Here is a 680-nt window from a genome sequence, read left to right as displayed (position 1 = left end):
GGGCAGCCTTCCACCTGCGGGGATATCCCTCGAGTTGGGGGGTTGCCCAGCCAAAATTTCAGGGGGCAACCCACCGGCTCGATAGGCAACCCCGCTCGCCCGCCCAAGGACTAGGCCGCTCGGACCGCGTACACCCGGCTCACCCGCACGCGGCGCACCAGAGCGCCGTACCAGCAACGTCCGAAGGATCCGAGGGCGTGGTCTCCGGAACTTCGGACGTTAATCGCTGCTCGGAGTTAACGTCCGAAGGATCCGCAGGCCCTCTCAGACGTCGGCTTCGATGGCGAAGGTGTTGCCGTCCGGGTCCTGAAACCAGGCGATACGCCCACCGCCGGCCCGGGCAGTGATCCCCTTCGCGTCGTATTCGAGCTGGTCATAGCGAATGAACTCGACGCCGCTCGCTGTGAGTTCGTCAACGATCTCCTCGATGTCGTCGACATACCAGGTCGCCAGCGTGGCCGGACTCTTCCCAGCGGTATCGGACTGATACACGTTCAGCGCCGGTCCGCCACCAGCCCCGTAGGTCCGACTCCCATCAGCAACATGAGCGCTGGGCCCGGACTCCAATGCCCGCAAGCCGAGCTTCCCTTCGTAGAACGCGACCGCCCGGTAAAGGTCAGACACCGCGACCGAAGCTCGAACTCGATACGCGCTCAGAGGCATAAGCCACCCTATCGCCC

The 680-nt window shown here is 64.6% G+C and carries 1 protein-coding gene; it reads right to left on the bottom strand.

What is annotated here, in order from left to right; genetic code table 11:
- Positions 1-264: 264 nt before the first annotated feature.
- Entirely contained in the window at positions 265-624 is a 360-nt protein-coding gene (locus E1261_RS44980; RefSeq protein WP_202875493.1) for a VOC family protein, read from the bottom strand.
- Positions 625-680: the final 56 nt, after the last annotated feature.

Source organism: Kribbella albertanoniae (genome assembly GCF_004348455.1).
GTDB classification, from domain to species: domain Bacteria; phylum Actinomycetota; class Actinomycetes; order Propionibacteriales; family Kribbellaceae; genus Kribbella; species Kribbella albertanoniae.
Note: the sequence above shows the minus strand (reverse complement) of the source record. Positions and strands in the feature narration are given on the sequence as shown.